At 48.8% G+C, this 22159-nt stretch carries 19 protein-coding genes; 5 read left to right on the top strand and 14 right to left on the bottom strand.

Features of this window, described 5'->3' with window-relative positions; all coding sequences use genetic code 11:
• Nucleotides 1-8: 8 nt before the first annotated feature.
• Nucleotides 9-2024: an OmpA family protein gene (locus HQ48_RS08765; protein WP_052409043.1), complete on the top strand. Its 2016-nt coding sequence runs from the start codon at nt 9-11 to the stop codon at nt 2022-2024.
• 123 nt (nt 2025-2147) lie between these two features.
• On the opposite strand, the gene HQ48_RS08760 is transcribed toward HQ48_RS08765, so the two are convergent.
• From HQ48_RS08760 to HQ48_RS08740, 5 genes are all read right to left on the bottom strand, one after another.
• Nucleotides 2148-2657, bottom strand: a complete 510-nt coding sequence (locus HQ48_RS08760; protein ID WP_044233201.1) for a hypothetical protein — start codon at nt 2655-2657, stop codon at nt 2148-2150.
• Between the two features lie 227 nt (nt 2658-2884).
• Nucleotides 2885-4552: a formate--tetrahydrofolate ligase gene (locus HQ48_RS08755; protein ID WP_044233200.1), complete on the bottom strand. Its 1668-nt coding sequence runs from the start codon at nt 4550-4552 to the stop codon at nt 2885-2887.
• A gap of 35 nt (nt 4553-4587) precedes the next feature.
• On the bottom strand, nt 4588-5571 hold the full coding sequence (locus tag HQ48_RS08750) for a DUF6427 family protein (RefSeq protein ID WP_044233199.1): 984 nt from the start codon (nt 5569-5571) through the stop codon (nt 4588-4590).
• Nucleotides 5572-5683: 112 nt separating this feature from the next.
• Nucleotides 5684-5974: a hypothetical protein gene (locus HQ48_RS08745; protein ID WP_044190793.1), complete on the bottom strand. Its 291-nt coding sequence runs from the start codon at nt 5972-5974 to the stop codon at nt 5684-5686.
• Nucleotides 5975-6562: 588 nt separating this feature from the next.
• Nucleotides 6563-6811: a hypothetical protein gene (locus tag HQ48_RS08740; protein ID WP_044190791.1), complete on the bottom strand. Its 249-nt coding sequence runs from the start codon at nt 6809-6811 to the stop codon at nt 6563-6565.
• A 275-nt stretch (nt 6812-7086) separates the two neighbouring features.
• On the opposite strand from HQ48_RS08740, the gene HQ48_RS08735 reads away from it, so the two are divergent.
• Nucleotides 7087-8118 carry a branched-chain amino acid aminotransferase gene (locus tag HQ48_RS08735; RefSeq protein ID WP_044190788.1) on the top strand — a complete coding sequence of 344 codons (1032 nt, stop codon included), beginning with the start codon at nt 7087-7089 and terminating at the stop codon, nt 8116-8118.
• Between the two features lie 134 nt (nt 8119-8252).
• On the opposite strand, the gene HQ48_RS08730 is transcribed toward HQ48_RS08735, so the two are convergent.
• Complete coding sequence (locus HQ48_RS08730; protein ID WP_044233194.1) at nt 8253-8714, bottom strand: helix-turn-helix transcriptional regulator; 462 nt, start codon at nt 8712-8714, stop codon at nt 8253-8255.
• A 673-nt stretch (nt 8715-9387) separates the two neighbouring features.
• Here HQ48_RS08730 and HQ48_RS08725 point away from each other — a divergent pair.
• The 3 genes from HQ48_RS08725 to HQ48_RS08715 all read left to right on the top strand — a co-directional run bounded on the left by HQ48_RS08725 (nt 9388) and on the right by HQ48_RS08715 (nt 14178).
• Nucleotides 9388-12180: a TonB-dependent receptor gene (locus tag HQ48_RS08725; protein ID WP_044233193.1), complete on the top strand. Its 2793-nt coding sequence runs from the start codon at nt 9388-9390 to the stop codon at nt 12178-12180.
• A gap of 620 nt (nt 12181-12800) precedes the next feature.
• Nucleotides 12801-13430 carry a helix-turn-helix transcriptional regulator gene (locus HQ48_RS09245; RefSeq protein ID WP_160225977.1) on the top strand — a complete coding sequence of 210 codons (630 nt, stop codon included), beginning with the start codon at nt 12801-12803 and terminating at the stop codon, nt 13428-13430.
• Nucleotide 13431: 1 nt separating this feature from the next.
• Complete coding sequence (locus HQ48_RS08715; RefSeq protein ID WP_044233192.1) at nt 13432-14178, top strand: CPBP family intramembrane glutamic endopeptidase; 747 nt, start codon at nt 13432-13434, stop codon at nt 14176-14178.
• Between the two features lie 7 nt (nt 14179-14185).
• Here HQ48_RS08715 and HQ48_RS08710 read toward each other — a convergent pair whose 3' ends face one another.
• The 8 genes from HQ48_RS08710 to lon all read right to left on the bottom strand — a co-directional run bounded on the left by HQ48_RS08710 (nt 14186) and on the right by lon (nt 22067).
• Nucleotides 14186-15148, bottom strand: a complete 963-nt coding sequence (locus HQ48_RS08710) for a hypothetical protein (RefSeq protein WP_044233190.1) — start codon at nt 15146-15148, stop codon at nt 14186-14188.
• A 9-nt stretch (nt 15149-15157) separates the two neighbouring features.
• On the bottom strand, nt 15158-15778 hold the full coding sequence (locus HQ48_RS08705) for a methylated-DNA--[protein]-cysteine S-methyltransferase (RefSeq protein WP_081969778.1): 621 nt from the start codon (nt 15776-15778) through the stop codon (nt 15158-15160).
• A 15-nt stretch (nt 15779-15793) separates the two neighbouring features.
• Nucleotides 15794-16390, bottom strand: a complete 597-nt coding sequence (gene folE / locus HQ48_RS08700; protein ID WP_044233188.1) for a GTP cyclohydrolase I FolE — start codon at nt 16388-16390, stop codon at nt 15794-15796.
• On the bottom strand, nt 16383-16910 hold the full coding sequence (locus tag HQ48_RS08695) for an SPOR domain-containing protein (RefSeq protein ID WP_044233186.1): 528 nt from the start codon (nt 16908-16910) through the stop codon (nt 16383-16385). The genes folE and HQ48_RS08695 overlap by 8 nt, the downstream gene beginning before the upstream one ends.
• Nucleotides 16911-17052: 142 nt before the next feature.
• Nucleotides 17053-17802 (bottom strand): triose-phosphate isomerase, encoded by a 750-nt coding sequence (gene tpiA, locus HQ48_RS08690; RefSeq protein ID WP_044190767.1) that lies wholly within the window; start codon nt 17800-17802, stop codon nt 17053-17055.
• 33 nt (nt 17803-17835) lie between these two features.
• Entirely contained in the window at nt 17836-19131 is a 1296-nt protein-coding gene (locus HQ48_RS08685) for a BT_3928 family protein (protein WP_044233185.1), read from the bottom strand.
• Nucleotides 19128-19673 carry a DUF1599 domain-containing protein gene (locus tag HQ48_RS08680; protein WP_044190760.1) on the bottom strand — a complete coding sequence of 182 codons (546 nt, stop codon included), beginning with the start codon at nt 19671-19673 and terminating at the stop codon, nt 19128-19130. The genes HQ48_RS08685 and HQ48_RS08680 overlap by 4 nt, the downstream gene beginning before the upstream one ends.
• 6 nt (nt 19674-19679) lie before the next feature.
• On the bottom strand, nt 19680-22067 hold the full coding sequence (gene lon, locus HQ48_RS08675) for an endopeptidase La (protein WP_235300218.1): 2388 nt from the start codon (nt 22065-22067) through the stop codon (nt 19680-19682).
• Between the last annotated feature and the right edge of the window lie 92 nt (nt 22068-22159).

The following is a 22159-nucleotide window of genomic DNA, read 5'->3' as shown; positions in this document are numbered from 1 at the left end:
TAGTTAATATGGATCGTTTCATTGGGTTATCTTGGTCAAAGCATCTCGTAGGTGTGCTCATGCTCTCTGGAGTGTTGGTCCATACGAGCTGTGGCACCTCTCGCAAGGAAGCGGCCGAGGCCGAGGCGAGAGGTGAATATCTGCGTGCTGCCACGCTATATAGTCAGCTCTATCGGCGTACTCCGCCACGAGCTCTAGAGCTACGAGCCTACTATGCATGGCATACGGCAGAGGCTTATCGCACCTTGAGGCAGAGCCAACGAGCACTCAACTACTACCGCAGTGCAGAGCGATATGGCTATCCCGACTCACTCCTCTTGCTTAGACTGGGGCAGGCTACTCAGATGGCTCAGGCCTATCCTGAAGCAATCGAGTATTATCAGCGATACTTGGCTGTAGATAGCCTAAGCCATCTGGCACGTGTGGGGATAGAAGGCTGTCGTCTGGCCCTTACCGATACCGCCGATGTACAGAGGTACCGTCTACAGAGAGCCGATGGTTGGAGCTCTAGTGCCAGTGACTATGCACCAGCCTTCGCACCAGATGGCTCGGAGCTGTACTTTGGGAGCAATCGAGGCAGAGAGGGAGATAAAAACGATATTACGGGAGAGCTAGACGGCAATCTGTATCGTCTGTCGAGAGATCAGCATGGGCAATGGTCGAGCAAGCCTGACACGTTGGTAGGCGCACTCAACACGCTTGCAGACGAAGGTACTCCGTCACTAACGGCAGATGGCGCTACAATGTACTACACCCTAGCCGAGCGATCGGACCAATATATGCGAACGGCACAGATCTGGCGAGCGAGTAAATCTGGTGAGCAAGGCTGGAGCAAGGGCAATTTGGTAGATATTTGGCGTGATAGTACGATCATGGCGGCTCACCCTAGCATCAGCCCAAGTGGCAAGACTATGTTCTTCGTGAGCGACATCTCCGGAGGCTATGGCGGCAAAGACATCTATCGTGTGAGCATCGACAACAATAGCTATGGTGCGGTGGAGAATCTAGGCTTGCCAATCAACACTCCAGCAGACGAGCTATTCCCCTACTGCCAGAGCGATAGCCTATTATATTTCTCCTCGGACGGACACCCAAGCTATGGCGGGCTAGATGTCTACAAGGCCATACTCCTCCCCTCTGGGCAGTGGCATGTACAGCAACTGCCGAAGCCCCTCAATAGCCATGCCGACGATTTTGGTATCGCTTTTGACCCTCGGCTGAACCAAAGACCCGACGAAGAGAGCCTAGCCGTAAGAGGCATTATCTCCTCATCTAGAGATGACGGGCGAGGTAGACCACACTTATACCACTTCTCCCTTCCTCAGATTGTGACAATTATTGAAGGCTATGTGATGGATCGGGACGACTATGCAATCGCAGGAGCAACGGTCAGACTGGTGGGTAATAGCAAAGATGCCTCGGAGGTTGTCGCCACTACGAAGCAGGACGGTAGCTACCGCATCAAAGCTAGGGGCGATGTCAGCTACGTGATGCTCGCCTCGGCACCCGGCTACCTCAACCAGTACGCACGTTTCCGCACAGAGGTGGCGCAGCGTAGCGAGCAGTACGTTGTGGACTTTCGGCTAGCCTCTCGAGAAGAGCACGAGGCTCTGCGCCATGTGTACTATGCTTTCGACAGTGCGGAGCTACTGCCCGAGAGTGCCGAGCCTCTAGGGGAGCTGATACGTATCATGCAAGAGAATCCCGAGATCCGCATCGAGCTATCGGCTCATGCCGATAGGCACGGAGCGCAGGAATATAACCTGCGTCTATCCGAACGCAGAGCGCAGTCAGTAGTGACCTACCTCATTGAGCAGGGTATCGCCTCGGAGCGACTGCTATCTCGTGGTTATGGGCAGCAAAAACCCGTTACCGTATCTCAGAGGCAGGCAGAGCAGTATCCATTCCTCAAAGAGGGTGATCAGCTTACGCCCGAGTTTGTGGCTAATCTAAGCGAGGAGCAGCAGGCTGTGTGTGATGCTCTCAATAGACGTACGGAGTTTGTCGTAGTCCCAGAGCAATAGTTATCTCTCAATCGATAGGGATCTCGACAAAAACAATGGCTACCAGCGAGCGAAGTGCTGCTACTGGTAGCCATTTTTGTTGCTGTCCAATCTAGACAAATGATGTCGCAGAGTACAGACAGATTAAAGTAAATAGAATCTTTCAAGTTCTTCGGGCGTAGGGTCTACACTCAGGATTACTCCTCTATCATCGACGAGGTATGAGTGAAACTTCTGCTCCAGACCATAGGATTTCATCAGATCCAAGCGCTTGTCCGTAGGAGTGCTATACTGGTCTAATGCATCTACGCCATCGAGCGTCAGCGTCTGGGTGAATACTTCCTCATCGGGATCTAGGCAGATGCCTCGATAGGCGATTTTATCACTCACAGTGCTAGCAAAGAACCTGTCCCAAACTACATTCTCCGCACGGCTCTCGGCATCATAAGCTGCCCAGAAGTGTACGAGGGTGTAGCGATTAGAGTTTTCTGCTGGTACAAGGTCGTATGCACGCTCGGCTGTTACCTTCATTTCCGGTAGTACGTCACCTGCTTCAAGGCCGCTAGTGCGGTCGGCTGGGCGAACGGCTGATGTACCAATAGTCATAACGACTGAGGCGGCAGCAATACCGAAAAGAATGCCTCTAAAATTCATACAGTTTTTATTAAATTCAACATACCAACCGCTCAGACGAAGGCTTATGCAACCTAAGCATTGTGGCTGGTTCCCGTCTTTCGGGGCTGTAGATCGTCACAAATCAACCGCTTGTCTATTGTGAACGAGCGACAAAGGTAATATATTTCTCCCGAATAGCGAAAAAACTAGGGGCTGCGCCACTGTGGCACAGCCCCTAGAGTTGTCATTTTGAGCATATCTACCGACTAGCTCAGGCCTTCGATTTCGCCATTGACGATATCGATGCGTAGAGCTTGTGGACTCTTGGGTAGACCGGGCATGCGCATAATGGCACCCATAACGAGCACAATCATCTCCGAACCTGTATTGATCACAATATCGGCTACTTCCATAGAGAAACCACGTACACTACCATAAGCCGTCGGGTTCTGCGAGAATGAGTACTGCGTCTTGGCGATACAGATTGGGAAACGTTCCCAACCATGCTCCGAGATGCGCTTGAGCTGCTTCTTGGCCTTAGCTGAGAAAGTGATCTTGTCGGCACCATAAATTTTCTTCGCTACGGCATTGGCTTTCTCCTCGATGCTCGCCTCCAGCTCATAGGTGTGCACGAGTGGCTTCGACGGATTGCTCTCGATCGTATCGACAACGAGCTTAGCCAACTCTACTGCTCCCTCGCCCCCCTCACCAAAGGCGGTGTTGATAGCGAAGCCAACTCCACGAGCGGCGCAGTGCTCACGCACCAGCTCAATCTCGGCATCGGTGTCGCTCGCAAATTTATTGAAGGATACGACAACCGACTGACCAAAGCTTTGCAAATTGTCTATGTGTCTGTCTAGGTTGGCTAGCCCAGTGCGTACCCCCTCGAGGTTCTCGCTCTTGAGGTCTGTTTCGGGCACACCGCCGTGCATCTTGAGCCCACCGATTGTGGCTACGAGGACAGTCAAGTCTGGCTTGAGCCCTGCAGTGCGACACTTGATATTGAAGAACTTCTCTGCTCCTAGGTCGGCACCGAAGCCAGCCTCCGTAATCGTGTATTCGCCATGTGCCATAGCCATACGAGTAGCTAGGATAGAGTTACAGCCGTGAGCAATGTTGGCAAATGGCCCTCCGTGGATGAATGCAGGAGTATGCTCTGTCGTTTGTACGAGGTTGGGCGCGATAGCATCTTGTAGTAGCACAGTGATCGCACCCGCTACACCTAGATCCTTAACCGTAAATGGAGCGCCATCGTGCGTGTAGCCGAGCAAGATATTCTCGATGCGGCGGCGCAAGTCCTGCATATCACGTGAGAGGCATAGAATCGCCATGATCTCGCTAGCAGGCGTAATGTCGAAACCCGACTCCGTAGGCAGACCATTGGCCGAGCCTCCCAGACCCGTGATTACCTGCCTTAGAGAACGATCATTGACGTCTAGCACACGCTTCCAGAGGACCTCGGCTAGTCCCTTGCTTGCGTCCGAGCGGTGCTGATAGATGTAGTTGTCTAGCAACGCCGTGATCATATTGTGTGCTGAAGTAATAGCGTGGAAGTCGCCAGTGAAGTGCAGGTTGATTTTCTCCATAGGCAACACCTGAGCATAGCCACCACCAGCAGCACCGCCTTTCATGCCGAAACAAGGCCCCAGAGAAGGCTCACGCAGGGCAACGATAGCTCGCTTGCCTATTTTATTCAGCCCTAGCGATAGACCGATGGAGACGGTCGTTTTGCCTAGTCCGCTCTTCGTGGGGGTAATGGCGGTAACGAGGATCAGCTTCGACTTGGGAGATTTACCCTCCAGTACCGATAGAGGTACTTTGGCGATATGCCTGCCGTATGGCTCTAGTTTGTCGGTATCAATACCTAGTTTCTGTGCTATCTCGGAGATGGGGCGTAGCTTGACGCCACGTGCGATTTCGATGTCTGTTTTCATCTTGTTGAAATATGTTTAGAGTTAGTGAGTGGATACTAATGAAATAGTGCTGTCAGTAACAATAAAACAGCTATTGTAGAGAGTGCTATACGCTGAGCTCGCCCCCGAAGCTGACCAATACCCCTAGTCAGGAGTGTGACAATCGGTACACAGATCACGAGGTACAGAACCGCTACGCTCTCGGACGAGAGGATAGCGCAAGCAATCCCTCCAATAGATAACTGTATAAGCGAGGCTTCTTGTTCACGCTGGCGAACATTTTCTCCTTGAGCACGCACATAGTGCATACCCACACCGACGAGCAAAAACACAACAAGCACAATGAGAGGGAGGAGATCTGAGTAAGAAGTGCCGCCAGCCTCCATAGTCCAGCCCCAAACGCCCCATGAGTGTACCCACTGCCCGAGGTGCCAGAAGAGCAGATCTTGATCTAGTAAATAGAATATAGGTAGAGCAATGAAGGCGGTAAGCGCAAGCCCGTGGAGCGTAGCGAGCAGATTGCGAAGAGAAAGACAGCGCAGTCGGTAGAGCATCAGGACGAGCACAGGTAGCAGCAATAGTGCTTTGGCATGATAGAGTCCAAGCCCTCCAAGCAGGGCACCGACTAGCACCATGCGAGAGGGGCATTCAGTGTCTTGATAACTCCCTAGCAGCAGCCAAAGCACCCCGAGCGAGCCTGCTATGACAAGGCCGTCGTAGCTCCCAGACTGATACAAACCAGCATACATGATCAGTGGCAGAATAAGCAGGCTAAGACGCTGCTCGTACTTGTCGTGTAGGAAGAAGAAGTCGGTCAGTCTGATGGAAATCATGGATAAAGCAGGCACCAACACGGCAAACTCTAGCAGGGAGCTATACGAGAGATCTAGAGGCACTGGCAGGCGCCAACCCATCTGCTCATAGAGAGCCGTGCGCCATGGGTCTAGAGGCAGTGCAGAGAGAAGCAGACCTAGGGTATAGAGCAGCAGAGAGAGTGCAATGATCCCCTGCGAGGATAGTCTTCTTGATGGAGCGTACATAATAAGTCGGAGCTATGAAGTCACGAAAAAATCACCCAGCCACTCGATTCTCCAATTAAACAAAGAGAATGCGACCAGCTGGGTGATAGGGATAATGAATCAGCTTGATGCACTACAACGACTCGAGCACCTTAACTAGGCGCTCGTCGAACTTCTCTGCAGTTTCGTTGATATCTCTGCGGAGCTTGGTGTAGTAGGCACGTACCAGCTTAGGATTGTCCTTGCCGTCGGGACGAGCGACACGGCGGATCGTATCGTCTGTCCATACCATAATATCGTCCATAAGGGCCTCTAGCTCATCGACCTGTTCACCCGAAGCAAAGGCACGGAATAGAAGAGCCTCGTCGAATAATGCTGCCGCTAGAGCCACAACACCCTTTTTTAGTCTACGCTTACTTGCCATAATACTTTAATACCTTAGAATTGATTGATGAAGTAGCACTGCCTCATCTTGAGCAACAGTGCTAGGACAAAGATAAGAATTAGCCACCAATTTCTTATATTAAATCCATCAGAGTTGAACCCTAAGATCCTTGACTTGAAGCTACGAAATTGCTCTATTTCTGTTAAGATCTATAAAGAAAGCGGGCTTAAACTTGGGGGCAGTCGAGGTGATCTGAAAGGCTTAGTACGACTTCTTCGAAAAATTGGAGGACACATCTCAGAAGACTGCCCCATTAATTCTCTGAGATATGTCCACTAATCCTAAAAGATTGATGGGAAGAAATCAAAACTTCTTCACTCCAAATGGATAAAACTGCTCGGACACAGAGTTAAGTCCTCTTGTTATCAGCAAGTTGTAATTATTGAGTTTAAGCGGGGTATTTTGCATTAGCTGGAACAAGTACCGAAACGAGGCCAACTGCCATGTAGAGCCTCCTAGGCGGCAAATACGAGGTTATGGTATTTTTGTGCTACCGAACGAGAGCGGGCTTAGCAATACATCAAAACGTCATCTAAAATGTAAATATTACAAAATCCTCAAAGCTGTTCATCTAGCACGGATATTCTTACCTCCCTTATCGACTTGATTTATCGTGATATGTAGGGTAAAATGTATCGGCTTAGGTTCAAGCTTACGCTTTTTACGCTCTTCCTCCCGCTTTATGAGATAGATTTTTGTCTTTCTGTAAATCAACTTAATGATAAATATCAAGAGCTTAATGAAATAAATAACCGAGGCAATCGTTATGGAAACAACGACCAGCGCAATCAGAAGACCATGGATAGTTTCTTTCATTGTTTTTAAATCCAATTATGGTTGATAGTGATCCGACGAAAATGATCGCAAAGACCTTGGCCATCAGCCATGAGTTTAACTATCTCAAAGATATGGAATTTGACCAAATCTGGAGAATTAGTCCGAAGCACTCGGTCAAGCCCTAAGAGGTAATACCCTAGCAATTTGTGAAAATAGTCCTTAATTGCCCCATTTTATCCAAAACAAAAGCCTAACTTTGCTCGTGGGATTGTAAAACCATTCCTCATTTTACAAACACTTAAATAAAACAAACAATGGGAAGCAAAGCTAATCTCGATTGGTCTTCTTTGACCTTCGGCTATGTGCCCACAGACTACAACATCCGTTGCTACTACCGCAATGGCGCTTGGGGCGAACTAGAAATTTCCTCATCAGAAACTATCAACATCCCGATGGCAGCGACTTGTCTTCATTATGGGCAAGAGTCGTTTGAGGGTTTGAAAGCTTTCGAGGGCAAGGATGGCAAAGTGAGAGTATTTAGACCTGAAGAAAATGCCTACCGTATGCAACACACCAGCCGGGGTATCATGATGCCAGAGATGCCTACAGAGCTGTTTTTGGAAGCTGTAGAGAAAGTCATCAAGCTCAATCGTCGCTTCGTACCTCCATACGGCTCCGGCGCATCACTTTATCTCCGCCCCCTAATGATTGGTCTTGGGCAACAGGTAGGGGTTAAGCCTGCGACAGAATACATGTTCATGATCTTTGTTACTCCCGTAGGGCCTTACTTCAAGGAGGGCTTCCGACCAACCCCTATGGCTATCATGCGTGGCTATGACCGTGCTGCACCTCTAGGGACGGGTACATACAAGGTCGGTGGTAACTATGCAGCCAGCCTCTACTCTGGTCAGCTTGCTCACTCCAAAGGTTACTCAGCTGTTATCTACCTAGATGCCAAGCACAAGGAGTTTATCGATGAATGCGGACCAGCCAACTTCTTCGGGATTAAGGACGGCGTGTATGTAACCCCAGAGAGCACATCTATCCTACCCTCTATCACCAACAAGAGCCTCATGCAGATTGCCCAAGACATGGGTATGAAGGTAGAGCGCAGACCTATTCACGTGGAGGAGCTAGCCACATTCCAAGAAGCAGGTGCCTGTGGTACTGCAGCCGTCATCAGCCCCATCGAGCGTGTAGACGACCTAGACGAGGGTACTAGCTATATGTTCTGCCCAGACGGCAAGGCAGGGCCAATCAGCGAGAAGATGTACAATAAGCTACGTGCTATCCAGTATGGAGATGAGCCAGACACCCATGGCTGGGTAACCGTCTACGACTTCTAGCACTTGTTGATCCATAGGCTTAAGCAAAGCCAAAGCCCCGAAGCTGTGCCAAAAATGGCGCTTAGCTTCGGGGCTTTTTGTGTACATGTAGGAGCAACTCCAGCTCCTCTTGGCTACCTATCTATCCCATATCTCTACTCGTCAGCACTAAGTCGATAGGTTTCGAAGCTCCTATCTGTATAGAAAACTGTAATGTGATCAATTACCTTGGGTTTCATACCCTCTAAGCTAGCCTTGAGGCGTCCCACCTCTTCGATTTTACTTGAGAGGGCAAGTTCTAGAGCTTTGTCATGGGCATTAGCCGAGCTGCCCTTATACGACTCGTCTGCTTCCGAAGCGTTCGCTTGATCTACAAGGCGTGTGCAGGCTTCGCCAAGGACAAACCACATCGGATCGAAGTTGGGGTCCCCCTGCCAACGAGAAATAATCTTGTTGATGCTGTCGATGTTGATCATCGTCTTTCCATTGAGTATCTGCGAGAGTGTAGACGGAGCAATTCCCGTCTGTGTAGAGAAGTCTTTAGCACTCATCTCACTTCTCTCTAGTAGCTCTTTTAGTCGTGTAGATATTGCCTCGAGATTGATAAAGTCTGTCATATTGTCCGAGATGTTTGTATTCTAGATTTGGATACAAATATACAAATCAAAATTCCAAATTCAAAAACAAGAAGTTTTAAAAATTGAAATTCAAAACTCTAAAAGGCAACCTTGAGCACGAAGCACATAGACTAACTAGCCTAAAAAACGAGAAGTTTTACTTGCACAAATCTCACAAAAACACTAGTTACAAGCTACTTACAATAGCTCTAGCAATCATGTAATCGCCTTAAGGTCACACCATGTATAGAAATCGAAACTATCAATCATAAAACACATATACAAAGTATACATAACTAGAAAGTTACAGAACACCACAGAAGATTTATGAGCTCATGAAGTTCATAAACTGAAATACCCGAGTACTACCCCACCCTATACTACCCTCACTTTTGGCCGAGGGCCGCTAATTCTTATTTGGGAACATAAATTCGTTAACCAGAATCATTTTTCTGAGGATTGAATTCAAACTTCAGAAACACGCCAAAATGGCGTATATTCACTTTCTCAAATTTGAGGACTTCTCTTAGCCGTTGGGCTATGAATACGACAGCAACCATTTGGGCACACCAGAGAGCATACAGCGAGGTCGCTCCCGAGGATGAAGATTAAACTTTTGCTCTACGCCTGATTCTAAGTAAAAACAAGAACATAAATTCACAAGAGTCACTAAATGGTTAATTATAGATTAAGGTTGAGCCTATTCTGCCTCCTTATGGGATTGTCTTTTGGACTATCTGCAGGCAACATCAACATTAGAGGACGAGTACTAGACGAGTCAAAGCAAAGCCTCCCACAGGCCAGTGTACGGCTACTACGCCCCAATGGTCAGACTCAAGCAGGTATATCGACAGATACTTCAGGTCGATTTAGCTTGATCAAACTCCCCGCAGGTAGATACACTCTAGAGGTTAGCTTCATCGGGTTTATCACCCACAAACAAGAGCTATCCCTCACGGAGCATAAGAATACCCTACTCCTAAACGACATCATCTTGCACGAAGACAAAAAAACTCTGCAGGAAATCACTGTCGTAGGCAAGGCCAATGAGGTCGTGGTCAAGGGTGACACCCTAGAGTACAATGCAGGGAGCTACAGGACAAGTGAGGGAGCAGCTCTAGAGGAGCTCGTGAAAAAGCTGCCCGGAGCAGAGATTAATGAGGCCGGACAGATCACGATCAATGGGAAGAATATCTCCAAGATCATGGTAGACGGAAAACGCTTTTTCGAGAGCGATCCCAAGGTCGCTCTAAAGAATCTTCCTGCTGATGCAATAGACAAAATCCAAGTACTGGACAGAGAGAGCGATGCCTCACGCATGACCGGCTTCTCGGATGGCGATGAAGAAACAGTCATCAACCTAACGATTAAGAAGAGCAATAAAAGAGGGTTATTTGGCACCGCGTATGCTGGAGCTGGCGTTCCAAATCGGAGATACGAGGCCAATGCCACGCTTAATCGTTTCTCAGATAGCTCACAATGGAGCATTGTCGCAGGGGCAAACAATACCAATAACTCAGGATTCAGTGATATCGCCTCTGATCTTGGTCAGATGAATAATATATTCGGAGGGAACACTAGAGGGCCAAGAGGGGCTAGTGGCGGAGGCAATAGCAATGATGGCATTAGCACCAGCAAGGTGCTTGGAGGCAACCTAGGCTACACATTGGGTAAACAAGGGGAGCTCTCCTCTGGTGCCTTCATCGGCAACAGCGATAAACTCAAAGAGAGTGCATACGAACGAACAGATATTATCGCCTCGGGCAATACAACCGAGCGAGGACGATCTGTGGAGCACAATGACAAATACAATACAGGAGCCAACCTACGCCTAGAGTGGAAGCCAACAGACAAAACCACCCTTATCGTGGCTCCAAACGTAAACTATGGTATAGGTGCTGGAAACAAGACTTCATCCTCTACAACCTTTAGAGGTCAGGGAACCGAAACGATAAACACCAGTAGCCTCAAGCAGTCTATGGATAGCAAGGTATCAAACTCTCGGATCCATATCGACCTGAGCCAAAAACTCGGGAATAAAGGGCGTACACTAGCTCTTTCTCTACTAGCAGGGATCAATACAGATGACGCTACAGGGATCTACCAGAGCACACTAACCAATCATTTAGATGGACAAATAACGGACATAGACCAATATCTAGAAACGAAGACGAACAAAATCAACTACCGAGCTAGGATAAGCTATGTCGAACCCCTAGGTCGTGGCTTTGCTCTACAAGGACAGTATCAGATCAAGGGCGAAGAGGTCAAGTCTGATCGAGTGGCCAGAGAGAAGCAAGTCGCTACTGGGCTATACGATCTGGTGAACCCAGAGTACAGCAATGAGCTACGCTCGCACTTCCTATCCCATCGTATCGGGTTAGCACTGAAGAAGGCTACCGACAAACTAGACGTTACAGCAGGTATCAACCTAGACCCATCGCACCTGAGTAACTACACCAAGATTGGTCGGGAAGATCGACAGATCAACCAAAGCGTACTGAACTACTCCCCCACATTCAGGCTAAGATATACCCCTCGCAAAGCTCTTAGCCTAAACTTAGACTACCGAGGCCGCAGCTTCCAGCCCAGCAGCGACCAGCTAGCCCCCGTGAGAGATAAGACCAATCAGCTCGTTGTCTACGAGGGCAACCCTAACCTCAAAACTGCGTATATGCATAATCTATTTGGGCGATTTAGCCAATTTAACCCAAGTAGCCAGAGCTCTCTAAATATCTTCGCTCATCTACAGTATATCCAAAACGACATTGTCAGCCGTACGAGATACAACCCTGCTACAGGCGTACGTACCATTAGCTACACCAATGCCGACGGCAATGCTCGTGTGGGGCTTGGTGGTTTCTACACTACACCACTCCCCGGTAAGCGGTTTTCGCTACGCATCAATAGCTTCAATAGCCTATCCAATCAAATTGGCTTTGTGGACGAAGAGCGTAACGACGCTCGTTCCATTAGACTGAATGAAAGCCTAACACTGGCCTATAGACACGCCGGCCTAGACACCAGCATCAAAGGCACTTGGGCCTACTACAATGTTTGGAATACACTCCCACAAACAGCTCAGCAGAGCACGCAGGACTACCGTATAGACTGGGACACGAATGTCAAACTACCTCTAGGCTTCTCTCTAGAGGCTCTGCTTGCTTATCGCACAAGCTCTGGGTATACATCAAGCTACGATCGAGATCAAACCCTGATTAATATCGGCCTATCGTACACCTTCCTCAAGAACAACAGAGCGACTATTCGCCTCAAGGCATACGACGTACTAGCCCAGCAAAACAACATCTACAGAGAGAGCAATGCTTTAAGCAGTTCAATGCTAGAAACCAATACTCTAGGACGATACGTTATGCTCCACTTTATCTATCGCTTCAATCAGTTCACGGGTAATGCTTCTGTCTCAGATATGAAGAGGTTTGATAGCAGGCGTCACCCTTTCTGATAAGCGATGAGTTCATTATATTGCTCAATCTAGCCCCGCAAACTCATTAATCCCCTCCAATTTAATACAAATATGCACTTAAATTGGAGGGGATTATACGTATATCCGATACTATTACTTACTACAATACGTACCCTAGGATACACCAAGACAAGGATATATCAACCTGATAATCAGGAAATAAATAATATCTTACAAAGATACTCATATCCCCTCTACTAGCTCCTCCGAAAATGCCTAGGGCTGACTTATATGATTATATAATTATTGTTTTTTGTAACTTCGCAGGATATTTATAATGAGAAGGATATATGGGAAAGGAATTACTATTAGGGGAGGAGAAAGCAAATAAGTCCGAGATATTTTTTACTCATTCGGCTTTTAAGCAATGTCCAACATCACTCTTTCGTTTACCAGAAGTAGCAACCTTAAAGCAAGGGGACAGACGCATTTATCGAAGTGAAGGATATTTCATTCTTCTTTGGGTGATGGGAGGAGAGCACATAATTGGAGATGAGAAACAGACACTCCAAACGAACAGTGGTAACCATATTTATTTAGTTCCGATGGGAGGCTTTCTCTCTCTCGAGAGCACAACCAGCGGCTTGACATGTTTATCTATGCGCTTTCATCCTAGCACTCATCTATGTCTAGGCGAATGCCCCGATCAAACTAGTCAGGACCGCGGCAAAAAGCGCAAGCATTCTTGTCGGAAGAAGCTCAATCAGCCATGCGTTATGCGGTCAATGCCGATGTCATCTGGCGTAGAGTTGTGGGGAAAAACTGTGGGGCTGTATCTCAAGTTCCCCCACATTGACGTCAATGTGTTTGACATCAAGCTCCAAGAGTTCTTCTTACTCCTACGATTGGACTATACGAGGCAGATGGCCGAGGAGTTTCTTAGATTTTATCACTGTAAGAATACGGGCTTCCGAACCAAAGTATTCCATCTAGGCTATAGCAATGCAACGATCGATGAGCTAGGCCAGCACTTCAAACTATCACCTACGACCCTCAAGCGAATGTTTGTAGAGGAGTTTGGTCTATCGCCTCAGAAATGGATGATGCAGCAGAAGTGCAGGTACATTTACAATGACATTCTGCAGCAGGAGCTCACGCTACAAGATATCGTCAAGCGCTATGGGTTCTCTAGCATCAGCTACTTGTGCCAGTTCTGTCGCAAGAATTTTGGCTACACCCCGCAGCAAATCAGGAAGAGCAATCGCCTCCCTGCCTACGAGCAGCATTGACATGACAAATAGGACAGACATATACTTGAGTATTGCATACCTCATCGGCTTAACCTTCGCCTGTACTCTGCTGGTGGGGATAGGAGTGGCCTCGCTCTCCTCGGTGCTCGGGTTCTCTATTCTCGAGAGCAAGAGTGCTCTGATGTATTCGATGCTGTGGTCCTCTATTGGCATATTTCTACTGCCCCTATCGTTCCACCCCAAGGGGCGGCAGCTATTGCGTCAAGCCACACCAAGGAGGCTGTACAGAGAGATGCGGGAGATATTTTGCTCCCCATTCTCTCTTCTGCTTCTATTTGCTGTGGCTGGTGGCATGGTCGCAGCTTCTACATCACTTAGCTTCGTGTCCGAGTGGCTCATCGGTATACTCCCTAGTAGCTGGGGGATTGATATAGAAGATACTGTATCCCAACAGATCAAAGAGCTACTTCAGTCGGGCTGGGATAGCAGACTCTTGGAGTTTGTGGTCATCTGCCTAACGCCTGCCTTAGTGGAAGAGCTATTTTTCAGAGGAACTATGCAAAGCCTCTTTATTGCAGCCGACAGACATCGGCCATTGCTGGCGATTGGAGTCACGAGTGTGATTTTTAGTCTAGTGCATCTATCCTTGGTCGGTTTCCTCTCTCGCCTCACTATTGGATTCGTCCTCGGATACAGCTATCACTATACTAGCCGAATTGGCATACCTATATTGCTGCATCTAATCAACAACTTCTTTGCTTGGCAGCTCCTCATCTATTCCGCTTAACCTTACATTAGCCCTTACGCCTCAAGAGGCGAGCTCGCAATCCGGCTAAACTATACTTACTCCCCTTACTTATGGTCATATAGGACTGCTGATAGGCTCCTAGCGCTTGATAGATTTTGGCAATTGGCTCAAGCATAGATCCCTCAAAATCGATCAAGTCTATACCTCCCTGCTCCTGTAGAATATAGTGCATCAGAACTAATGCCTTGAGCTGATAGCGCCCACTGAGCGCACGATCGTTGCCCTCTCCTATCAGATAAGCCACTCTTTGGTGCTTGACGAAGAACGAAACCATCGCTAACTGTCCCGTATCTGGCGTTCGTAAACCGACAAGTTGTCCTTGCCCTCGCTCGATACTCTGGCTAATCAGTTGCTCCTGCAAGACAAAATCACTCCTATACTTCTTATGACTAGCTGTTAGCCTCAGCAGTGCTATAGCCTCTCTTATCGACACATTTGAGGCATACACGAACCCTGCCCGCTCGCTGGCCTTGAGATTTTTGCGTAGAGTCGGGCTAATAGATTGAAGCAGCTCCTCCCTAGAGGTAATCCCAGTGATGTCCCAAATATAATTGTAACGTGTGGTCTGCTTATATGACAGCCAATGTAGCCCTAACCAATCAGTATAGCTAGGCGGATAATTGACTTGATAATACGTGTGTTTGGGCAGTTGTTGATGAATAGCCTGAGTAATCAATTGCTTTTCATACAGAGTAAGCCCCTCGTCAAGGAACAGAATACCACTATATTGGCAAAAATAGGGTGTAATCAATCGTCCATAGCTAAGGGCAGCAGCAAGCACAGCTACGCATCGGTCGGCACGAAAACTCGCCACATAGACAGCTTTACCTCGACTAGCCGTGGAGAGCCACCAAGGCGCATAATAAAGGGGATAGCTATGCCCATGCAAAAGAGCCTCGTAGTGCTGAGCAGAGATGCCTTCAGCCGTGTAATACTCTGACTTGCTCATAGTTAAACATCAAATTGACAAGACCACTTTCTCTCTGGCTAGGAGCGCAGCCTTCTGCTCTATTCCTCCCTCTGCACTATAATTCCCAAGTGAGCCATCACGACGAATGATGCGATGACATGGAATAAACGGGACAATGGGATTGCTCCCTACCGCGGAACCAACGGCTCGCACGGCTCGAGGATTGTCTATGGCTTGAGCAAGGTCTGAGTATGTAGCCACATGTCCAATAGGCACCTCCAGCAACGCACGCCAAACCTTCAACCTAAAATCTGTACCCATAAGATGAAGTGCTATATGCTGATCTGTAGGAGCGTTAGGCTTAAGCCAAGAGAGCAACCTGACCTGCCACTCTGAGGAGCGACGAAATAGCTCTGCTCCGGGGAAGGCCCCCCGGAGAATGGCTTCGGCTGCTTCTACAGACGAACAAAATGTGCTGTAACACACTCCCAAATAGGTGGAAGCAATGAGCAAATCACCGTAATCTGTCGTATAGAGATCGTAGTCTATTCTTAGGCAAGAGATGTCATCGCCATTCATTGGATACAAAGCGACATGACGGGCATAACCCATGGGGGCACAGACAAAAGTGCTCTCTAGGCAAGAGGCTTCCGCATTGCACCTCTGCATACGTAGGCTGGAGATTTATTTATTTCGTGAGATGAGCTGCATAAACTCCTCACGAGTCTTGGCTTCCTTAAAAGCCCCCGTGAAGTCGCTCGTCGTGGTCAGGGAGTGCTGTTTCTCTACACCTCTGATTTGCATACACATGTGCTGTGCCTCTATCACGACGATCACACCTAGAGGGTTGAGTGTTTCTTGAATGCATTCCTTGATTTGCGTCGTAAGACGCTCCTGTACTTGTAGGCGCCTAGAGAAAACATCAACAACACGAGGGAGCTTGGATAGCCCCGTAATGTAGCCATTGGGGATATAGCCTATATGTACCTTACCAAAGAAAGGGAGCATGTGATGCTCACACATGGAGTAGAAGTCTATATCACGCACAATGACCATCTGTCTGTAATCCTCTCGAAACATTGCTGAGCGAAGGATCTCGGATGGATCTTGCCGATAGCCTTGAGTAAGGAACTGCATAGCCTTGGCTACACGCTCGGGGGTTTTGACCAATCCCTCTCTTGTAGGGTCTTCGCCTATGAGGCTAAGTACTTGAAGGTAGTGTTGCTCTAGGGCTTGCTGGATCTGTAAGCTATCGGTGGTGTTGATATCAAGGTTATTCATCTGCGGTGGGGTCATAGTTGAGTATACGTACTTTATCTTTGATCACATAGGACTCCTTACTCCAAGCAGGGAGTACGCCTAGTAGGCGGTTGCGCACCTCTCTTGCCTGAGCCATGGAGAGGAAGTCACCTACCACGAGGCGCCAAAAAGGAGCATTGAAGCTGATGTAGCAGTTGTACTCTGGTACAAGCTGGCGAATAAGTGCAGCACGTGACTGAGCCTCCGCCTTGGACGATGGTGTATTGCCACTGAAAAACTGAATGCGGTACCCCATAAGCAGAGAAGTATTGCCCTCACGTCCAAGGACAGCTCCATAACGGCCAGACACAACGCCTACTAGACGCCTGAGCTCCTCGGACTGATAGATCACGACATGTCCTTGGCCGGGAGCCTCGCCCTCAAGTGCCTCGAAGATATTCTTCGGTACTGCCCTCGCAGTTGCAGATGGAGTAGTCTGCTGAGCGCATACACCCGCCACCATAGATAGATACAACCCTGTAGCCATTAACAACTTAGACATAATACTCATTCTTTAAGTAATACTGAAACCACTAGCACCTAGCACACCCCTTATCTCTACGAGTGGTAGGAACTACGAAGATACAGGCCAAAGGAGAGAGCACTAGAAAGGCCCTCCGCCTCTGGCCTCGACTATCTTGGGACTAAACAGCCTCAATGATTGGCAGGAAGTCCTCTACAACTAGAGAGGCTCCACCAATGAGGCCACCATCTACATCGGGACGGCTCAGGAGATCGGCTGCATTCTTCTTATTCATGCTACCGCCATAGAGGATTGTGCAGTCATCTGCGATCTGCTGACCATACTTGCCAGCGATGAACGAACGAATGTGGGCATGAATCTCTTGTGCTTGATCTGCCGTAGCAGTAAGCCCCGTACCAATGGCCCAAACTGGTTCGTAGGCGATGACTAGCTTACCAAAATCTTCTGCCGATAGGCCAAATAGAGCGTTAGAGATCTGCTGCTCCACTACTCGGAAGTGCTCGCCAGCCTCACGCTCTTCCTTAACCTCACCGATACAGAAGATAGGAGTTAGACCATTGCCTAGAGCTAGGTTTACCTTGTCTGTAAGGATAGCGTCTGTTTCGCCGTAGTAGGCACGACGCTCGCTGTGGCCGAGAATCACATACTTGGCTCCAGTAGAGGCAACCATAGCAGCGGAAACCTCTCCAGTGTATGCACCCTTATCCTTGTCTGCGCAGTTCTCTGCCGAGATAGCGAAACCCTCTGCCTTGGCAGCTAGCGTGGCTAGATGCACAAAAGGAGCAGCAATAACTACATCACACTTAGGACTCTTACCCTTGAGAGCTTGGCTGAGCTCCTCAACGAAAGCAACGCCCTCTGCAAGGGTCTTATTCATCTTCCAGTTCCCTGCTACAATGTTTTTTCTCATTTCTTTGTCTTGAATTATACATTAATAAATTATTTACAACTCTTTTTCTACTCGGTTCTTGCGACCGATGATATACCCACGGGCATTGATGCGCCTAGCCAACAGTCTAAGGAGGCCAAGCAGTAAGATGGAGGCCCAGAGTCCAAGCAGCAAAAGGCGCATAGGCGATGGGACCGTCCCCTGCCCTAGCTTCATACGGCTATGGATATAAGAGGGGATTTTGTCTATGCTGGGGAGCATCTCCGACGAAATTTTGTCGATTACGACCCCCGACTTCATCACGATTAACCCCGGATTAGCTCGAATGATAGTCTTAATAGTCGTGGCGTCCATAAATAGGATTGGGTAATCTGCACCTGTCTGGTAGCGCCACTCCGACTCTTCCTCGGGTGTCGATGCCGACACACCGTAGAACTTATACCCATACTCTTGAGCATAGCGGTAGAGCTCGTTGATCTCATCTATATTGTCTTGATTGGCGTCATTCCAGTTGAGGGAGAAAAGGAGCAAGACTCCCGTCTGATCGTTGAGGATCTGGTGTTCCATCGCCTCTCCCTCGGAGTTCTGCATCTCGAAGCTGTAGGTCAGCTTGCGGTTCTTGAGTTCGGAACTCTGTTCCTGCCTCTCGTAGGTCCAAGTAGTATCAGGGAGGTTGTGTACTGTGAAGCTCTCTACCCTATCACCCTTGCGATAGATAAACCTTGTCCCCTCAAGCAGCTCTGCCTGATAGGTAGAGTCAGCCTCTTGTATCTTCTTGTTGAGGTCGAATCCAATCTGATAAGGTCGAAAATCCCTATAAGGGAGATATCGTTGATTGCAGTAAGTAAACTGAGAGATGCCGATGAAGGCTAGTGCGGCTGGTACCCAACGCTCACGGCGCGTGTAGAGATGGCTCATCTGTCTGGCGTAGCGCATCACGAAGTAGGACATCGGCAAGAGGATGATATTCTTGATCAAGCTCTGTACATTGGTGAGTTTAATTAAGTCCCCAAAGCAACCACAGTCACCGACCGAGTCAGTAATCGATATGTAAATCGTGACGATAGTCATAAAGACCATCATCACAAAAGTCATACGCGAGGCAATACGTCGATAAATCCCCATCAAGAGAAACGCCCCCAGCAAGAACTCCACTATACACAGCAGTACAGACAGGGGCAGGAAAGTGTGCGAAATCCACAAAAACTTGGATCCAAGAATGGAACCAAAGTATTCCCCGACCTTGATTGCTCCGCCCATTGGGTCTACTGCCTTGAGTAGGCCTGATATAACGAAGACGAGACCGAGAACTATGCGGGAGGCCTCTAGAAGTGTACGCTTGAGGCTCATTCCTGCATCTTGATTAATGCGAATATGGCATAATTAACCATATCCATATAGTTAGCTTCGATGCCCTCAGATACCAAAGTATCACCCCCCAAATCCTCAATCTGCTTAGTCCGATAGACCTTGGAGAGTATCAAGTCTACGATAGAGCCTAGGCGCATAGAGCGCCAAGCCTCGCCATAGTCATGATTTTTGGCTGCCATAAGCTCTAGTGTAGCAGACAACTTCTCATCATATAGAGCTAGGGCTCTAGTGGCGTCTATATCGGGCTGATCCACAGCTCCTAGGTCTAGTTGTATCATAGCTACAATACCGTAATTGACGATACCGACGAACTCAGGTTCGATGCCCTCATTCACACGGTTCATGCCCTTGGTTTGTAGCGTACGTATGCGACCGGCTTTGATGTAGATCTGGTCGGTCAGAGAGGCTGGACGCATGATGCGCCAAGCTGCTCCATAGTCGTGGAGCTTGGAGGCGAAGAGGCTACGGCACTGCCCGACCACTCGCTCTACCTCTAGGGCTGTCTGTGATACTTCGTTCATAAGGGATTACTTTGCTTGGGGCGTTACTGGCTCCAAGGCTAGATCAAGCACTTGGCTGATCTCCTCGACATAGTGAAACTTGAGGCCACGCACATACAGCTCCTTGATCTCAGCGATATCCTTCTCGTTCTCCTTGCAGAGAATAATCTCCTTGATGCCCGAGCGCTTGGCTGCTAATATCTTCTCCTTGATACCACCGACGGGCAGTACCTTACCACGCAGAGTAATCTCACCCGTCATAGCAATATGTGGACGCACGAGGCGCCCCGTCATGGTAGATACTAGAGAGGTCACTATCGTGATGCCTGCACTAGGGCCGTCCTTGGGCACAGCTCCCTCGGGGACGTGTATGTGTACTTCCTTATCCTTGATAGCAGTATCCTCTATACCCAGTTCGTCACGGTGCGCTCTGATATAGTCGAGCGCTAGCACGGCACTCTCCTTCATCACATCACCGAGGCTACCGGTCAGGCTGAGCTTAAACTCCTGCCCACGATGCAAGCTACTCTCGATGAAGAGGATCTCTCCTCCTACACTTGTCCAAGCCAGACCAACCACTACTCCCGGATGTTCATTGCCTTGGTACTTATCTCTTGAGAAGATAGGTTTGCCAAGATACTCCTTGACTAGAGCTGGGGTTACCTCGGTTTTGGCCTCTGCATTGGAGGCCTCCTGCCAAGCGATTTTACGCATAATGGCAGCTATTTTCTTGCTCAAAGCACGCACTCCGCTCTCACGTGTGTATTGCTCGATGATGGTCTCGATAGCCTTTGGTGTGAAGCGAATGTTGCGCTCCCCTAATCCGTGATCTTGAGCGATCTTTGGGATCAGATGGCGCTTGGCGATCTGCATCTTCTCCTCGGCGATATAGCCCGACACTTCTATTAGCTCCATGCGATCTCTCAAGGGCTGTGAGATCGCCCCAATGTTATTGGCAGTGGCTATGAAGAGCACCTTGCTTAGATCGTAGTCTATATCTAGGTAGTTGTCGTGGAAGGTACCATTCTGCTCTGGGTCCAACACCTCGAGCAGAGCAGCTGCGGGATCCCCCTTATAGTCGCCCGAGATCTTATCAATCTCATCGAGGACAAAGACAGGGTTTGAGGTACCAGCCTTCTGCAAGCTCTGTATGATACGCCCACTCATAGCCCCAATATAGGTGCGGCGGTGGCCTCGTATCTCTGCCTCGTCGTGTACTCCACCTAGAGAGATGCGCACATATTTGCGTCCTAGACTATCGGCTATGCTACGCCCTAGAGAGGTTTTGCCGACTCCCGGGGGGCCATAGAGGCAGATAATAGGCGACTTCATATCTCCCTTGAGCTTGAGTACAGCTAGGTGCTCAAGGATGCGCTCCTTGACTTTCTCTAGGCCGAAGTGCTCCTCGTCGAGCTTCTTCTGAGCATTCTTCAGATCGAAGTTGTCTTGGCTGTAGACACCCCAAGGCAATGATAGTATGGTACGCAGATACTGCACCTGCACTGCATAGTCTGGGCTCTGCGGATTGAGTCGTTCGGCCTTGCGCACCTCCTTCTCGAAGATCTCACCTACTGCCTCGTTCCAGAGCATCTTACCTGCCTGCTCACGCAGCTCTGCAATCTCTAGATCGTGGGCGCTACCACCTAGTTCCTCTTGGAAGGTACGGATCTGTTGCTGCAAGAAGTACTCCTTCTGCTGTCTGTCCATCTCCCTCTGGGTCTTATTGGTCAGACTTGCTTTTAGGCGTAGCATCTGTAGCTCGGACTGCTGGAAGCCCAACACCTTGAGCCCTCTATCACGTATGTCGTCTAGCTCGAGTAGGGCTTGCTTGGCTTGTATGTTGATACTCAAGAGCCCGATCGAGTTATTGATCAGATAGATGCCATTCTTATTACGCTGGAAGCTCTCCTGCATCTGCTTAGGCATCGCATTGTGTATCAACTTAAACTGCGTGAGGTAGTTTTCCTTGATCGAAGCTGCGAGCACCTTAAACTCTGGGTTGTTTCTACGAGGCATGATCTCCGAGAGTAGACTAACCTCGGCAGAGAGGTGAGGAATAAGGCTATGTTCTGCCCCGATACGTACACGCTGGCTACCTCTGATGATTGCCGTCAGAGAGCCATCGGGCATCTCTAGCACTTGCTCAAGTGTAGCTACCACGCCCACCTCATACAGATCGGAGATGGTAGGATCCTCCACCTCTGCATCACGCTGAGCTACTGCGGCAAAGAGAGCTTTACTACTCTCTGCCCAGCGAATTAGGTTGCGTGATTTCTCACGCCCTACCAATACGGGCATAATCTGACCCGGGAAAAGTACCATATTGCGTAGAGGCAATACGGGCATCGTCGCTCCAAGCTCTTCGTCCGAGAGCGTAAAATCCTCATTCGGGTCAATATCGCCGATGATAGGCATTACCGAACTACTTATCTGTGACTGGCTTGCATCAAAAAATGCCTCCAGTTCGTTGATTTCTATCATGTTCTACTTTAGATACTGATTCACTA

This window comes from Porphyromonas sp. COT-290 OH3588, from assembly GCF_000769075.1.
GTDB lineage: Bacteria > Bacteroidota > Bacteroidia > Bacteroidales > Porphyromonadaceae > Porphyromonas.
This window is presented reverse-complemented; position numbering and strand designations above follow the sequence as displayed.

Bases quoted from the DNA above. Each gene is read 5' to 3' on its own strand.
- HQ48_RS08695 (WP_044233186.1), bottom strand. From the start codon at position 16,910: ATGTCTAAGTTGTTAATGGCTACAGGGTTGTATCTATCTATGGTGGCG.
- HQ48_RS08730 (WP_044233194.1), bottom strand. From the start codon at position 8,714: ATGACAGACTTTATCAATCTCGAGGCAATATCTACACGACTAAAAGAG.
- HQ48_RS08745 (WP_044190793.1), bottom strand. From the start codon at position 5,974: ATGGCAAGTAAGCGTAGACTAAAAAAGGGTGTTGTGGCTCTAGCGGCA.
- HQ48_RS08715 (WP_044233192.1), top strand. From the start codon at position 13,432: ATGACAAATAGGACAGACATATACTTGAGTATTGCATACCTCATCGGC.
- HQ48_RS08725 (WP_044233193.1), top strand. From the start codon at position 9,388: ATGGTTAATTATAGATTAAGGTTGAGCCTATTCTGCCTCCTTATGGGA.
- HQ48_RS08740 (WP_044190791.1), bottom strand. From the start codon at position 6,811: ATGAAAGAAACTATCCATGGTCTTCTGATTGCGCTGGTCGTTGTTTCC.
- HQ48_RS08680 (WP_044190760.1), bottom strand. From the start codon at position 19,673: ATGAACGAAGTATCACAGACAGCCCTAGAGGTAGAGCGAGTGGTCGGG.
- HQ48_RS08735 (WP_044190788.1), top strand. From the start codon at position 7,087: ATGGGAAGCAAAGCTAATCTCGATTGGTCTTCTTTGACCTTCGGCTAT.
- HQ48_RS08705 (WP_081969778.1), bottom strand. From the start codon at position 15,778: ATGCAGAGGTGCAATGCGGAAGCCTCTTGCCTAGAGAGCACTTTTGTC.
- tpiA (WP_044190767.1), bottom strand. From the start codon at position 17,802: ATGAGAAAAAACATTGTAGCAGGGAACTGGAAGATGAATAAGACCCTT.
- HQ48_RS08765 (WP_052409043.1), top strand. From the start codon at position 9: ATGGATCGTTTCATTGGGTTATCTTGGTCAAAGCATCTCGTAGGTGTG.
- folE (WP_044233188.1), bottom strand. From the start codon at position 16,390: ATGAATAACCTTGATATCAACACCACCGATAGCTTACAGATCCAGCAA.
- HQ48_RS08710 (WP_044233190.1), bottom strand. From the start codon at position 15,148: ATGAGCAAGTCAGAGTATTACACGGCTGAAGGCATCTCTGCTCAGCAC.
- HQ48_RS08685 (WP_044233185.1), bottom strand. From the start codon at position 19,131: ATGAGCCTCAAGCGTACACTTCTAGAGGCCTCCCGCATAGTTCTCGGT.
- HQ48_RS08750 (WP_044233199.1), bottom strand. From the start codon at position 5,571: ATGTACGCTCCATCAAGAAGACTATCCTCGCAGGGGATCATTGCACTC.
- HQ48_RS08755 (WP_044233200.1), bottom strand. From the start codon at position 4,552: ATGAAAACAGACATCGAAATCGCACGTGGCGTCAAGCTACGCCCCATC.
- lon (WP_235300218.1), bottom strand. From the start codon at position 22,067: ATGCCTATCATCGGCGATATTGACCCGAATGAGGATTTTACGCTCTCG.
- HQ48_RS09245 (WP_160225977.1), top strand. From the start codon at position 12,801: ATGCGCTTTCATCCTAGCACTCATCTATGTCTAGGCGAATGCCCCGAT.
- HQ48_RS08760 (WP_044233201.1), bottom strand. From the start codon at position 2,657: ATGAATTTTAGAGGCATTCTTTTCGGTATTGCTGCCGCCTCAGTCGTT.